This window comes from Pseudomonas ekonensis (assembly GCF_019145435.1).
Classification (GTDB): Bacteria; Pseudomonadota; Gammaproteobacteria; order Pseudomonadales; family Pseudomonadaceae; genus Aquipseudomonas; species Aquipseudomonas ekonensis.
Genome location: NZ_JAHSTS010000002.1, coordinates 2,010,871 through 2,025,080, shown reverse-complemented (window position 1 = coordinate 2,025,080; position 14,210 = coordinate 2,010,871). Strand labels below are relative to the sequence as shown.

Genomic DNA, 14,210 nt, shown 5'->3' with positions numbered 1-14,210 from the left:
TTGTTCGACAGTCCTTCGCGTAGCGGTTTTTCACTCGTCACTACAAACGGCCGTTCACACGCCGATCAAGGATAGACCATGACCCTGCCTGCGCTTGCCGAACTGCCCGCCATTCTCCTGCCGTTGGTCAGCCGATCCGGGCAGTCGTTCCGTGCCGCCGTCGGCCTCCTTGACGACGACCATGGCCTTTCGACTTGGACGCCCGAGCGCTGGTCACAATTCGCCCGCGTCACGGCGGCCAGCGACTTCGTCATTGAACAGAGCCTGCGTGACCCTTTGATGTTGCTGTCGCTGGTGCGCGGCGGCGAACTGGACCGGCCGTTCGCCCCCGGCGAGCTGTGCGGGCAGATCGCCGACGCCGTGAGCGCCGCGCAGACCGACGATGAGCTGGGGCGCGTCCTGCGCCGCCAGCGCGCCCGGCACCAGGTGCGGATCATCTGGCGCGACCTGACCCGCCAGGCCGACCTGGCGCAGACCTGCCGCGACCTCTCGGACATGGCCGACGCCTGCATCGACCAGGCCTACCGATGGCTGTACGAGCGCCACTGCACCCAGTTCGGCACGCCCACCGGCCGGCGCAGCGGCCTGCCGCAGCCGATGGTGATCCTCGGCATGGGCAAGCTCGGCGCGGTCGAGCTGAACCTGTCGTCCGACATCGACCTGATCTTCGCCTACCCCGAAGGGGGCGAAACCGTCGGCGTGAAACGGCCGCTGGACAACCAGGAATTCTTCATCCGCCTCGGTCAGCGGCTGATCAAGGCGCTCGACCCGATGACCGTCGACGGCTTCGTGTTCCGCGTCGACATGCGCCTGCGCCCGTACGGCTCGTCCGGGGCGCTGGTGCTGAGCTTCAATGCGCTGGAGCAGTACTACCAGGACCAGGGCCGCGACTGGGAACGCTACGCGATGATCAAGGCGCGGGTGGTGGCCGGCGACCAGGCGGCCGGCGCGCAGCTGCTGGAGATGCTGCGTCCGTTCGTGTACCGGCGCTACCTGGACTTTTCCGCCATCGAAGCCCTGCGCACCATGAAGCAACTGATCCAGCAGGAAGTGCGGCGCAAGGGCATGGCCGACAACATCAAGCTGGGCTCCGGCGGCATCCGCGAAGTCGAGTTCATCGCCCAGGCGTTCCAGCTGATCCACGGCGGCCGCGACCTCAGCCTGCAGCAGCGCCCTCTATTAAAGGTGCTGGCCACGCTGGAGGGGCAGGGCTACCTGCCGCCGGCGGTGGTCAGCGAGTTGCGCGAAGGCTATCTGTTCCTGCGTTACACCGAGCACGCCATCCAGGCGATCGCCGACCGCCAGACCCAGATGCTGCCGGACGGCGCCCAGGATCAGGCGCGCATCGCCTTCATGCTCGGCTTCGCCGATTGGGACGCCTTTCACGAAAGGCTCATGTTTTGGCGCGACCGGGTGGCGTGGCATTTCGCCCAGGTGATCGCCGATCCGGACGAGGAAGAGGGCACGCAGAGTGAAGTGGTGGTCGGCGGCGAATGGCTGCCGCTGTGGGAGGAGGCCCAGGATGAAGAGGCCGCCTGCCGTCAGCTGGAAGAGGCCGGGTTCGCGGACGCGACCAAGGCGCTGAAGGCGCTGGCGAACCTGCGCGGCAGCGCCCAGTTGCGGGCGATGCAGCGCCTGGGCCGTGAGCGCCTCGATGCCTTCATTCCGCGTCTGCTGGCCCAGGCGGTGGAGCACGACAACCCGGACCTGGTGCTGGAACGGGTGCTGCCGCTGGTCGAGGCGGTGGCCCGGCGTTCGGCGTACCTGGTGCTGCTGACGGAAAACCCCGGCGCCTTGCGCCGCCTGCTGACCCTGTGCGCCGCCAGCCCGTGGATCGCCGAGCAGATCACCCGGTTCCCGCTGCTGCTCGACGAGCTGCTCAACGAAGGCCGGCTGTTCAAGCCGCCGCTGGCCCCGGAACTGGCGGCCGAACTGCGCGAGCGCCTGACCCGGATCCCGGAAGACGACCTCGAACAGCAGATGGAAGCGCTGCGCCACTTCAAGCTGGCGCACCGCCTGCGTGTCGCGGCGTCCGAAATCGCCGGCAGCCTGCCGTTGATGAAGGTCAGCGATTACCTGACCTGGCTGGCCGAGGCGATTCTGGAGCAGGTGCTCGCCCTGGCCTGGCGCCAGACGGTGGCCAAGTACGGCACGCCGCTGCGCACCGACGGCACGTTGTGCGATCCCGGCTTCATCATTGTCGGTTACGGGAAAGTCGGCGGCATCGAGTTGGGGCATGGTTCGGATCTGGACCTGGTGTTCATCCATGACGGCGACCCGCAGGCGGAGACCGACGGGCCGAAGCCGATCGACGGCGCGCAGTTCTTCACCCGGCTGGGTCAGCGGATCATCCATCTGCTGACCGCGCAGACCAACTCCGGCCAGCTCTATGAGGTGGACATGCGCCTGCGGCCGTCCGGGGCGTCTGGCCTGTTGGTGAGTTCGCTGGGGGCGTTTGCCCGCTATCAGGAAAACGAAGCCTGGACCTGGGAGCATCAGGCCCTGGTGCGTGCGCGGGTGCTGGTGGGCAGCCAGGATGTCGGCCAGGCCTTCGAGGGCGTGCGCGCCCAGGTGCTGGGCAAGGCGCGGGATCCGGCGACGCTGCGCCAGGAAGTCAGCGAGATGCGCGCCAAGATGCGCGACAACCTCGGCAGCAAGGCCACCGCCGCCGGCACCGGGGCGAATGCCTTCGAGGCCACGGCGCCGTTCGACCTCAAGCAGGACGCCGGAGGTATCGTCGATATTGAATTTATGGTGCAATACGCGGCCCTGGCGTGGTCGCAGAAGCACCCGCCGCTGCTGCGCTGGACGGACAACATCCGCATCCTGGAAGAGCTGGAGCACGAAGGGCTGATGCCCGTCGAAGACGCCGCGCTGCTGCGCGAGGCCTACAAGGCCTACCGCTCCGCCGCCCACCGGCAGGCCTTGCAGAAGGAGGCCGGGGTGATACCGGGCGACCAGTTCGCGGACGAACGGCGGCAGGTGATGCGGATCTGGCGCGGGCTGGGGTTGAGCTGACACCGCCCTGTCGCCACATTGATTACCCCTGTGGGCGCGAAAGCGGATGGCAGGCCCGCACCGATGCCGGATGCGACGGCCCCATCGCCGGCAGGCCGGCTCCCACAGTGGCTCTACAGTGTTTGTAGAACTCTCGAGGCGGGGAGGCGTGATGCCTCCCCGGTTCGTTTTTGGAAACCACATGAATATTCTGATCGTTGGGCCCAGTTGGGTCGGTGACATGGTGATGGCCCAGACACTCTTCCAGTGTCTGAAGCAGCGTCACCCTCAGTGCGAGATCGACGTGCTGGCCCCCGAGTGGAGCCGGCCGATCCTCGAGCGCATGCCAGAGGTGCGCCAGGCCTTGAGCTTCCCGCTCGGCCATGGCGTGCTGGAGCTGGCGACCCGTCGGCGGATCGGCAAGTCCCTGGCCGGCCGGTACGACCAGGCGATCCTGCTGCCGAATTCGCTGAAGTCGGCGCTGGTGCCGTTCTTCGCCGGCATCCCGAAACGCACCGGCTGGCGCGGCGAGTTCCGCTACGGCCTGCTCAACGACGTGCGCACCTTGGACAAGGAACGCTATCCGCTGATGATCGAGCGCTTCATGGCGCTGGCCCATGACGCGAACGCCGAACTGCCCAAGCCCTATCCGCGCCCGAGCCTGCAGATCGACCCGGTGACCCGCGAAGCGGCGCTGGCCAAGTTCGGCCTGACCCTCGACCGTCCGGTGCTGGTGCTGTGCCCCGGCGCCGAGTTCGGCGAAGCCAAGCGCTGGCCGTCCGAGCACTACGCCAAGGTCGCCGAGGCTCGGATCCGCGAGGGCTGGCAGGTCTGGCTGTTCGGCTCCAAGAACGATCACGCGGTCGGCGAAGACATCCGCGCACGGCTGATTCCGGGCCTGCGCGAGGAGTCGGTCAACCTCAGCGGCGGCACGTCGCTGGCCGAGGCCATCGACCTGATGTCCTGCGCCGACGCGGTGGTGTCCAACGATTCGGGCCTGATGCACGTGGCCGCCGCCCTGAACCGTCCGTTGGTGGCGGTCTACGGCTCGACGTCGCCGGGCTTCACCCCGCCGTTGGCCGATCAGGTGGAAATCGTGCGGCTGGGCCTCGACTGCAGCCCGTGCTTCGACCGCACCTGCCGGTTCGGCCATTACAACTGCCTGCGCCAACTGATGCCGGATGCGGTGAACGACGCCTTGCTGCGTTTGCAGGGCAATGTGGTCGAGGTTCATTAAGTTGCGGGTACTGCTGATCAAGACTTCATCGCTGGGCGACGTGATCCATGCGTTGCCGGCGCTGACCGACGCGGCCCGGGCGATCCCCGGCATCAAGTTCGACTGGGTCGTGGAGGAAGGCTTCGCCGAAATCCCGAGCTGGCATCCGGCCGTGGGCAAAGTGATTCCGGTGGCGATCCGCCGCTGGCGCAAGAACCTCTGGCAAACCGTCAAGAGCGGGGAGTGGAAACGCTTCAAGCAAAGCGTGCGGGCGGCCAAGTACGATCTGGTGATCGACGCCCAGGGCCTGCTCAAGAGCGCCTGGCTGACCCGTTACGTGAAGGCCCCGGTGGCGGGCCTGGACAAGGGCTCGGCGCGGGAGCCGATCGCGGCGCGGTTCTACGACCGCAAGCTGGCGGTGGCCCGTGGTCAGCACGCGGTCGAGCGGGTACGCCAGTTGTTCGCCATCGCCCTGGGCTATGACCTGCCCCAGGGCCTGGGCGACTACGGCCTCAACGTCGAGCGCCTGGTCGAGCTGCCGCGCAAGAGCGCCTACGTGGTGTTCCTGCACGGCACCACCTGGGACACCAAGCACTGGCCGGAAGCCTACTGGCGCGAGCTGACCGAGCGGGTCGGCTACCTCGGCGTCGGGGTGAAGCTGCCGTGGGGCAACCCGGTGGAGAAGGCCCGGGCCGAGCGCATCGCCGCCGGCTTCAGGCACGCCGAGGTGCTGCCCAAGCTCAACCTGGCCGGTGTCGGCAAGGTGCTGGCCGGCGCCCAGGCCTGCGTGGCGGTGGACACCGGCCTCGGCCACCTGGCCGCCGCGCTGGATGTGCCGACCCTGTCGCTGTTCGGCCCGACCAACCCCGGCCTGACCGGCGCCTACGGCAAGGTGCAGATCCACCTGGGCAGCGATTTCCCCTGCGCGCCGTGCCTGCAAAAGAAATGCACCTACCAACCGACGGCCGAAGACGCCCGTCAATTCGACCTGAAACGCGAGTCGCCCCTGTGCTTCACGCGTGTGAACCCCGAGCGTGTCGCCAGCCGACTGAGCACGTTGTTGATGGCTGAGGAGCTGCGCTGATGCAATTGGCATTTGTCCTGTACAAGTATTTCCCGTTCGGCGGCCTGCAGCGCGATTTCATGCGCATCGCCCTCGAATGCCAGAAGCGCGGCCACTCGATCCGCGTCTACACCTTGATCTGGGAAGGCGACGTGCCGCCCGGTTTCGAGGTGCTGGTGGCGCCGGTCAAGGCGCTGTTCAACCATCGACGCAACGAAAAGCTCAGCGCCTGGATGGAGGCCGACCTGGCCAAGCGCCCGGTGGACCGTCTGATCGGCTTCAACAAGATGCCGGGGCTGGACGTCTACTACGCCGCCGACGGCTGCTTCGAAGACAAGGCGCAGAACCTGCGCCATTCGCTGTACCGCCGCTGGGGCCGCTACCGCCACTTCGCCGAGTACGAGCGGGCGGTGTTCGCCAAAGATGCGAAAACCGAAGTGCTGATGATTTCCGAAGTGCAGCAGCCGCTGTTCATCAAGCATTACGGCACGCCCGTGGAGCGCTTCCACCTGCTGCCGCCGGGCATCGCCCAGGACCGTCGGCGCCCGGCGGATGCGGACGAGATCCGCGCCGGTTTCCGCGCCGAATTCAACCTCAAGGATGACGAGCTGCTGCTGGTGCAGATCGGCTCCGGCTTCAAGACCAAGGGCGTGGACCGCAGCCTGAAGGCCCTGGCCGCGCTGCCTGCCGAACTGAAAAAACGCACCCGGCTGTTTGTGATCGGCCAGGACGACCCCAAATTGTTCCAGATGCAGAGCGCAACCCTGGGCCTGGGCGACAACGTGACGTTCCTCAAGGGGCGCAGCGACATCCCGCGTTTCCTGCTGGGCGCCGACCTGTTGATCCACCCGGCGTACAACGAGAACACCGGGACGGTGCTGCTTGAAGCCCTGGTGGCCGGGTTGCCGGTGCTGGTCAGCGCGGTCTGCGGCTATGCCCACTACATCGCCGAGGCCGACGCCGGGCGGGTGCTGGACGAGCCGTTCGACCAGGCGCAACTGACCCGCTACCTGGCCGACATGCTCGGCGACGCCTCGGCGCGGGCGGCCTGGAGCCGCAACGGCGTGGCGTTCGCCGGGACGGCCGATCTGTACAGCATGCCGCAGCACGCGGCCGATGTGATTCTGGCGGAGCACGCTTAAATGAAGTTGATGCTGTCTGAACCGTTCAAGAGCCTGTGGGCCGGCCGCGATGCGTTCGCGGAGGTCGAAGGGCTCAAGGGCGAGGTCTACCGCGAGCTGGAAGCCCGCCGGACATTGCGCACGGAAGTCGACGGCAACGGTTATTTCGTCAAGATCCACCGGGGCATCGGCTGGGGCGAGATCTTCAAGAACCTGCTGACCGCCAAGCTGCCGGTGCTCGGCGCGGGCCAGGAATGGCAAGCCATCCAGCGCCTGCAGCAGGCCGGCGTGCCGACCATGACCGCCGTCGCCTACGGCGAGAAGGGCAGCAACCCGGCGGACCAGCATTCGTTTATCGTCACCGAAGAGCTGGCGCCGACCGTCAGTCTCGAAGACTTCAGCATCGACTGGGTCCGGCAGCCGCCGCAGCCTGCGCTCAAGCGCGCGCTGATCGCCGAGGTCGCGCGCATGACCGGCATGATGCACCGCGCCGGCGTCAACCACCGCGACTGCTACATCTGCCACTTCTTGCTGCACACCGACCGACCGGTCACCGCCGGTGACCTCAAGCTGTCGGTGATCGACCTGCACCGCGCCCAGACCCGCCCGGCCATCACCCTGCGCTGGCGCAACAAGGACCTGGCGGCGCTGTACTTCTCCGCGCTGGACATCGGCCTGACCCGCCGCGACAAGCTGCGTTTCCTCAAGGGCTACTTCCAGCAGCCGCTGCGCCGGATCCTCGCCGAAGAGGCGCCGCTGCTGAGCTGGCTGGAGGGCAAGGCCAACAAACTCTACGCACGCAAGCAACGTTACGGGGATGCGCTCTGATGGCGGGTTGGAACCTTGAGCCGACTTACCGCGACCTCAGCGCAGACTTCGGTTCCCTCGAAGCGGTGTTCGCTCTTCAGGGCGAGCGCCTGACCCGGGATCCGCTGTCCGAGGTCATCCGCGTGCAGCGGGACGGGGTCAACTATTACGTCAAGCGCTACTCCGGCGCCGGCAAGGGCCTGCGCCGCTACATCGGCAAGCCGCGGGTGAAGATGGAGTGGCAGAACCTCAAGCGCTTCGCCAAGTGGGGCATCCCCACCGCCGAAGTGGTGGCCTGGGGCCTGGAGCGCCGCGGCGCGGCCTACGCCCGCGGGGCGATGATCACCCGCGAGCTGCCGCGCACCGAAGACCTTTCGGCGCTGGCCGAGCGCAACGACCCCAAGCTCAAGGACCGCGCCTGGGTCGACGGCATCAGCCGTCAGCTGGCGGTGTACACCCGCACGATGCACGACCACCGCTTCACCCACAACGACTTGAAGTGGCGCAACCTGCTGATCGACGACCAGGCGCAGCTGTTCCTGATCGACTGCCCCAACGGCGACTTCTGGCGCGGCTTCTGGCTCAAGTACCGGATCACCAAGGACCTGGCCTGCCTCGACAAGGTGGCCAAGTATCACCTGTCGAACACCCAGCGCCTGCGCTTCTACCTGCAATACCGTCAGCGTGACCGGCTCAACGCCGCCGACAAGAAACGGATCCGTCACGTGGTGAGATTTTTCGAGGGACGCGAATGACCGATTTCCTGGCCGCTGAAGACCGTGCGCTGCTGGAGCGCCACGGCTTGGGCACCTTCGAGGCGCTGTGGGCCAAGCAGCTCGACGCGGTGGACGAGCCGAACACCGACGGCGGCGGCTGGAGCAGCGTGTTCAGGCTGGAGCTCGAAGGCTGCGGCTACTACCTCAAGCGTCAGAGTAACTACCTGACCCGCACGCTGCACGCGCCGTTCGGCGAGCCGACGTTCGCCCGGGAATTCCGCAACATCAGCCGATACCGCCAGCTCGGCATCCCGGCGTTGCAGGCGGCGTTCTTCGGCGCGCGCAAGGTCGATGGCGAAGTCCGCGCGATCCTGCTGACCCGCGCCCTCGACGGCTGGGATGACCTCGATTCGCTGCTGCAGCGCTGGTCGGACCTGGGCGCGGCGCAGCAGTCGGCCATCCTCAAGGCCTGCGGCCAGCTGGCCCGTCACCTGCACGGCATGCGCCAGGTGCACGGCTGCTTCTATCCCAAGCACATTTTCCTCAAGGCCGACGGCGCAGCGTATCAGGCGCAACTGATCGACCTGGAGAAGACCCGCCCCTTGCTGTTCGGCCTGCGTGACCGGGTCAAGGATCTGGAGCCCTTGCTGCGCCGCGCGCCGGAATGGAGCGAGGCGCAGTTGCGCGAATTGCTGGCGGCCTATCTCGACCAGCCGGCCGACGCATCGCTGGTCGACAGCTGGGTCACGCGCCTGACCGCACGGCGCAGCCGCAAGGAGACCCGCTGATGCAGTTGTCTGAACTCAAGGACGCCGGACGTACCCCGCCACTGCCGTTGACGGTGTCGCTGGCCGATGCGGCGGGGCCGGCGGACCTGCAGTTGCTCAGCCTGCTGCGGGTGCTGCCGGGGCAGCGCTATGTCGGTGCCGGCGTGTGGCGCGGCCGGCCGGTGCTGGCCAAGCTGCTGGTGGGCGGCAAGGCGGCGCGGCATTTTCAGCGTGAGCTGGACGGCGTGAAAATGCTCGCGGCCCAAGGCATGACCACGCCGTTGCTGCTGGCCGACGGCCTGAAGGACGGCGAGGGCGGCTGGCTGCTGTTCGAGTTCCTCGAAGGTGCCGAAAGCCTGGGCGATGCGTGGCATCAGGTCGAGTCGCTGCCGGTGCTGGCGGACGAACAGTCGGCGGTGCTGGCCGAGGCGCTCGGCGCCATCGCGCAGTTGCACGGCAAAGGCCTGTGGCAGGAAGACCTGCACCTGGACAACCTGCTGCGCCATGGCGGGCAGCTGTACCTGATCGACGGCGCCGGCATCCGTGCCGAAAACGTCGGCCAGCCGCTGTCGCGCCAGAAAGTACTGGAGAACCTCGGTGTGTTCTTTGCCCAGTTGCCCCCGTCGCTGGCGCCGTTCACCGAAGAACTGCTGGTGTATTACTTGCTGGGCAACAGCGAGCACGCGCTGCCGCTGGAGGCCTTGCAGAAGCAGATCGACAAGGTGCGCGCCTGGCGCCTGAAGGATTACCTGACCAAGGTCGGCCGCGACTGCACGCTGTTCAGCGTGGTGCGCGGCGCGTTCGGTCTGCGCGCGGTCCGCCGCGAGGAAGAGCCGGCGATGCTGCCGGTGCTGGAGCAGGCCGATGCCTTGCTCGACCGTGGTCACCTGTACAAGACCGGCGGCGCGGCCAGCGTCGGCAAGGTCGAAGTCGCCGGGCGCACGCTGGTGATCAAGCGCTACAACATCAAGGGCTTTGCCCATTGGCTCAAGCGGTTCTGGCGGCCGAGCCGGGCCTGGCATTCGTGGCGCGAAGGCAATCGCCTGGCATTCCTCGGCATCGCCACGCCCAAGCCGCTGGCGGTGCTGGAAACGCGATTTCTCTGGCTGCGCCGCAAGGCCTACCTGATCACCGAGCACCTGGCTGGGCCGGACATCATCGAGCGCTTCGCGCCGTACGTCGAAAGCGGCGAGGCCCCGGAACGGGAGCTGAAGGCGCTGGACCTGCTGTTTGCGCAGCTGATCGCCGAACGCATCAGCCATGGCGACTTCAAGGGCCACAACCTGTTCTGGCAGGGCGACCGCTGGGCGCTGATCGACCTGGACTCGATGTGCCAGCACGGCTCGGCGGGCAGCTTCGCTCCGGCTTATGCCCGGGATCGCGCGCGCTTCATGCGCAACTGGCCCGAGAGCAGTGCGCTGTATCAAGCGATTGATCAGCGTTTGCCCAAAGACATCTCCCGCGCTGTCTGAATCGCCATCGCCGGCAAGCCGGTTCCCACAGGGTCTGTAAGTGTTGCCGTTCAAATGTGGGAGCTGGCTTGCCAGCGATGGGGCCAGCTCATGCTCCGAAAATTTTCTTGCGGCGCCGCAAGTTCTGCGGGGTGAACGACATGGGGCAATTCGCACAGGGTCATTCCCGCCACGTTTACGCTATAATCCCGCCCTTTAGCTGTCTCTCGCCCGGTGCGAGGGCACATCATCTTTTCAAGGCGCACCGCGCCTGCATGCAGACTAAAGAGGCTAGACCCCTGTGGCATTGACGATTCTTGGCCTGTCCGGCGCCCTTAGCCATGATCCTTCCGCAGCCTTGTACATCGACGGCAAGCTGGTGGCGGCGGCTGAAGAAGAGCGCTTCGTGCGCGATAAACATGCAAAGAACCGCATGCCCTACGAATCGGCGAAGTTCTGCCTGGAACAGGCCGGCATCAAGCCGTCCGACGTTGACGTGGTGGCGATCCCGTTCGCCCCGATCAGCCTGTTCGGCAAGGCCCGCTGGCACTACGCCAAGCGTTACTGGTACGCCCCGGATCGCGCCCTCGACGCGATCCTGATGGGCAACCGCCGCTACAAGCGCTACCGCAAGAAGATCGTCTGGTGCCTGGAGCAACTGGGCTTCGATCCGAAGAAGATCAAGATCGAGCCGGTCGAGCACCACCTGGCCCACGCCTCCAGCGCCTACCACTGCTCGGGCTTCAAGGAGAAGACCGCGATCCTGGGCATCGACGGCAAGGGCGAATACGCCACGACCTTCTTCGGCTACGGCGAAAACGGCAAGATCCACAAGATCAAGGAATTCTTCGATCCGGACTCCCTCGGCGGCCTGTACGGCGCGATCACCGAGTTCCTCGGCTTCGAAATGCTCGACGGCGAGTTCAAGGTCATGGGCATGGCGCCGTACGGCGACGCCAGCAAATACGATTTCTCGCGCCTGGCCTCGTTCGAGAACGGCGAGCTGGTGATCAACACCGACTACGCCAACGTCATCGGCCTGCGCCGCTACAAAGAGAAGGGCAAGGGCTTCTACTTCTCGCCGAAGCTGATCGAATGGCTCGGCCCGAAACGCGAAGGCGACATCGCCGACGAGCCGTACATCCACTACGCGGCGAGCATGCAGGCGCTGTTCGAGAAACTGGCCCTGCAGATGATCGACCACTACCTGGGCGACGTGCTCAAGGAAACCGGCAAGCTGGCCTTCGCCGGCGGCTGCGCCCTGAACGTCAAGCTCAACCAGAAGATCATCGCCCGCGACGACATCAAGGAACTGTTCGTGCAGCCGGCCTCCGGCGACGCCGGCACCGCGGTCGGCGCGGCGGCCTATGTGTCCCACGCCCGCGGCGTGCCGGTCGAGAAGATGGAGCACGTCTACCTCGGCCCGTCGTACAGCAACGAAGACGTGATCGCCGCGTGCGCCCGCCACGAGAACAAGCCGGTCTGGCGCAAGCTGGACAACATGCCCGAGCAGATCGCCAAGATCATGGTCGACGGCAACCCGGTGGCCTGGTTCCAGGGCCGCATGGAGTTCGGTCCGCGCGCATTGGGCGGGCGTTCGATCATCGGTTGCCCGAGCGTCGAAGGCGTGGCCGACCGGATCAACCACCAGATCAAGTTCCGCGAGCGCTGGAGGCCTTTCTGCCCGTCGATGCTCGACACCGTCGCGCCGCAGATGATCAAGATCGACCATCCGGCGCCGTTCATGACCTTCACCTTCGAAGTGGCGGAGGAGTGGAAGACCCGCGTGCCGGAAGTCGTCCACGAAGACGGCACCTCCCGTGCCCAGGTGCTCAAGCGCGAATACAACCCGCGCTACTACGACATGATGAAGGCGCTGGAGAACCTGACCGGCAATGGCGTGTCGCTGAACACCTCGCTCAACCGCCGCGGCGAGCCGATGATCTGCTCGCCTACCGACGCGCTGAACATGTTCTTCGGTTCCGATCTGCAGTACCTGATCATGGAAGACATTCTGGTGGTCAAAGAAGGCGCAAACGCTTATGACACGCTCGGCTGAACGCCATGTGCTGCAGTTCTGCCACGGCTATGACGGGCCGTTCCTGGACTGCGCGCGGCAGTACGCCAGCCTGTTCGCGGGCACCGGCTATCGGGTGACCACGGTCTTCCTGACCGGGGCTGCCGACAGCGAGGTGGCCGCGGCCTGCGCTTCCGACGAAGTGCTGTTCATGGAATACAGCTCCAAGGCCATCCGTGGCCTGAAGCTGGGCGCCATCGGCGATCTGCGCAAGATCGCCGCTTCGCGCAACTTCAGTTTCTGCATCGCCCACCGTTTCAAGCCGATCTACATCGCCTTGCTCGGCACGTCGCTGCCGGTGATCGGCGTGCACCACGCGTTCGGCGACTACAAGCGCGGTTCGCGCAAACTGTTCGCCCACATTTTCCGCAAGCGCCTGAGCCTGCTCGGCGTGTCGGACGCGGTGCGCGACGACATGCGCCGCTGCCTGCCGAAATGGCCGGCGACCCGGATCCAGACCCTCTACAACCGCATCGACGTGGGGGCGTTGCAGACCCGTCAGGTCTCCGCCCGTGAGGCCCGGGAAACCCTGGGGCTGGCGGCGGACGCCTGGATCGTCGGCAACGTCGGCCGCCTGCATCCGGACAAGGACCAGGCCACCCTGCTGCACGGTTTCGCCGCAGCGTTGCCGGGGCTGCCGGCCAACAGTCAGCTGGTGATCCTCGGCAAGGGGCGCCTTGAGGACAGCCTCAAGGCCCTCGCCCGGGAGCTGGGCATCGGCGACCGGGTGCTGTTTCTCGGCCAGGTGCCGGAGGCGCGCAATTACTTCCGCGCCTTCGATGTGTTTGCCTTGAGCTCCGACCATGAGCCGTTCGGCATGGTGCTGCTGGAGGCCATGGCCGCCGGCGTGCCGTTGCTGGCGACCGCCTGCGGCGGGGCGAAGGAAGTGGTCGAGGGCGTGGGGATCCTGTTCCCGCTCGCCGATGCCGAACACCTGGCCCAGGGCCTGCAGCACCTGGCCGGCATGGACGAACAGCAGCGGCGCCAATGCGCCGAGCTGATGTTCGACCGGCTGCGCGAGCGGTTCAGCGACCGTGCGGTGCGCGACACGTTCTGGCGTCTGCCGCAAGTCACCGATCTGGCACCGAGGGGCTGATGCTCAATCGTTTTCAAGGCTGGCGCGAACGTGGCTGGTCGCCCGTCGACGCCTCCACTTATGCACAGGCCTGGCAGCGTTTCGGCGGCAGCGTCGCGACTCACCCGATGGTGGTCGAGCGTCTGGCGGCCCTGGCCGGGATCCCGGTGCGCTACCTGGCCTGGGAGCAGCACGGCGAGATCAAGGCCGCGATCCCGACCTGGGGCCGCGATCTGGCGCTGTCCAAGGACGTGCTCAAGCGCAGCGGCAAGAAGGGCCTGTTCGACCTCGGCAACGCCGAGCTGATCCTGCCGGCGGCGCCCGACGCCCAGGCGCCGTTGCGCCATCGCGGCCGCTACCTGTCGGCGCTCAACGAAAGCCGCTTCAGCGGCCTCAAGCCGCAGGCCGAGCAACTGGCCATGGCCCGCACCCCGGAAGAACTGTCGAAGAAGTTCCGCTACAACCAGCGCCGCGAACTGCGCCTGCTGGAAGAGGCGGGCGGCGTGGTACGACCGGTGGGCGAGTTCTCCGGCAGCGAGCTGGCGGCGATCTACTGCGACCTGTTCCAGCGCCGCTGGGGCTTCCCGGCCACCGGCGCGGCGCGGATGGCCGAGGTCATCGAGCTGTTGCGCGAGCTGCTGATCGGCTCGGTGATCTTCCTCAACGGTGCGCCGATCGCGATTCAGCTGGTGTACCGCGTGGAGGCGCCGGAGTGGATCAGCGTCGAATACATCAACGGCGGCGTCGATCCCGAAACCCGCGAATTCAGCCCCGGCAGCGTGCTGAGCTTCCTCAACACCCAGAGCGCCTGGGAAGACGCCCGGGCGCTGGGCAAGCCGCTGCGCTTCTCCTTCGGTCGCGCCGACCGTGAATACAAGGACCGCTGGTGCAATCCTGTGCCGGTGTTCACCGTATGAGGG

General features: G+C 66.6%; 11 protein-coding genes. All 11 read left to right on the top strand.

Annotated features, from left to right (window positions below; all coding sequences use genetic code 11):
- The first annotated feature begins 78 nt into the window (after window positions 1-78).
- The 11 genes from glnE (at window position 79) to KVG96_RS22175 (ending at window position 14,207) form a co-directional block, all read left to right on the top strand.
- Window positions 79-3,018, top strand: a complete 2,940-nt coding sequence (gene glnE / locus KVG96_RS22225; RefSeq protein ID WP_217893948.1) for a bifunctional [glutamate--ammonia ligase]-adenylyl-L-tyrosine phosphorylase/[glutamate--ammonia-ligase] adenylyltransferase — start codon at window positions 79-81, stop codon at window positions 3,016-3,018.
- Between the two features lie 181 nt (window positions 3,019-3,199).
- A complete protein-coding gene (gene waaF / locus KVG96_RS22220) occupies window positions 3,200-4,234 on the top strand; it encodes a lipopolysaccharide heptosyltransferase II (protein ID WP_217893947.1) in 1,035 nt (344 codons plus the stop codon).
- 1 nt (window position 4,235) lies between these two features.
- Window positions 4,236-5,297 carry a lipopolysaccharide heptosyltransferase I gene (waaC, locus tag KVG96_RS22215; RefSeq protein WP_217893946.1) on the top strand — a complete coding sequence of 354 codons (1,062 nt, stop codon included), beginning with the start codon at window positions 4,236-4,238 and terminating at the stop codon, window positions 5,295-5,297.
- Window positions 5,297-6,418: a glycosyltransferase family 4 protein gene (locus KVG96_RS22210; RefSeq protein WP_217893945.1), complete on the top strand. Its 1,122-nt coding sequence runs from the start codon at window positions 5,297-5,299 to the stop codon at window positions 6,416-6,418. Before waaC ends, KVG96_RS22210 begins: the two co-directional genes overlap by 1 nt.
- The gene (rfaP, locus tag KVG96_RS22205) at window positions 6,419-7,225 is read left to right on the top strand and encodes a lipopolysaccharide core heptose(I) kinase RfaP (protein WP_217893944.1); all 807 of its coding nucleotides are present in this window, start codon (window positions 6,419-6,421) and stop codon (window positions 7,223-7,225) included.
- The gene (locus KVG96_RS22200) at window positions 7,225-7,959 is read left to right on the top strand and encodes a lipopolysaccharide kinase InaA family protein (protein ID WP_085585307.1); all 735 of its coding nucleotides are present in this window, start codon (window positions 7,225-7,227) and stop codon (window positions 7,957-7,959) included. Before rfaP ends, KVG96_RS22200 begins: the two co-directional genes overlap by 1 nt.
- Window positions 7,956-8,708 carry a lipopolysaccharide kinase InaA family protein gene (locus KVG96_RS22195; protein WP_217893943.1) on the top strand — a complete coding sequence of 251 codons (753 nt, stop codon included), beginning with the start codon at window positions 7,956-7,958 and terminating at the stop codon, window positions 8,706-8,708. The genes KVG96_RS22200 and KVG96_RS22195 overlap by 4 nt, the downstream gene beginning before the upstream one ends.
- Window positions 8,708-10,159, top strand: a complete 1,452-nt coding sequence (locus KVG96_RS22190; protein ID WP_217893942.1) for a lipopolysaccharide kinase InaA family protein — start codon at window positions 8,708-8,710, stop codon at window positions 10,157-10,159. The genes KVG96_RS22195 and KVG96_RS22190 overlap by 1 nt, the downstream gene beginning before the upstream one ends.
- A gap of 280 nt (window positions 10,160-10,439) precedes the next feature.
- A complete protein-coding gene (locus KVG96_RS22185) occupies window positions 10,440-12,197 on the top strand; it encodes a carbamoyltransferase family protein (RefSeq protein WP_085585299.1) in 1,758 nt (585 codons plus the stop codon).
- Window positions 12,181-13,311: a glycosyltransferase gene (locus tag KVG96_RS22180; protein WP_217893941.1), complete on the top strand. Its 1,131-nt coding sequence runs from the start codon at window positions 12,181-12,183 to the stop codon at window positions 13,309-13,311. The genes KVG96_RS22185 and KVG96_RS22180 overlap by 17 nt, the downstream gene beginning before the upstream one ends.
- On the top strand, window positions 13,311-14,207 hold the full coding sequence (locus KVG96_RS22175) for an antimicrobial resistance protein Mig-14 (protein ID WP_217893940.1): 897 nt from the start codon (window positions 13,311-13,313) through the stop codon (window positions 14,205-14,207). The genes KVG96_RS22180 and KVG96_RS22175 overlap by 1 nt, the downstream gene beginning before the upstream one ends.
- The last annotated feature ends 3 nt before the right edge of the window (window positions 14,208-14,210 follow it).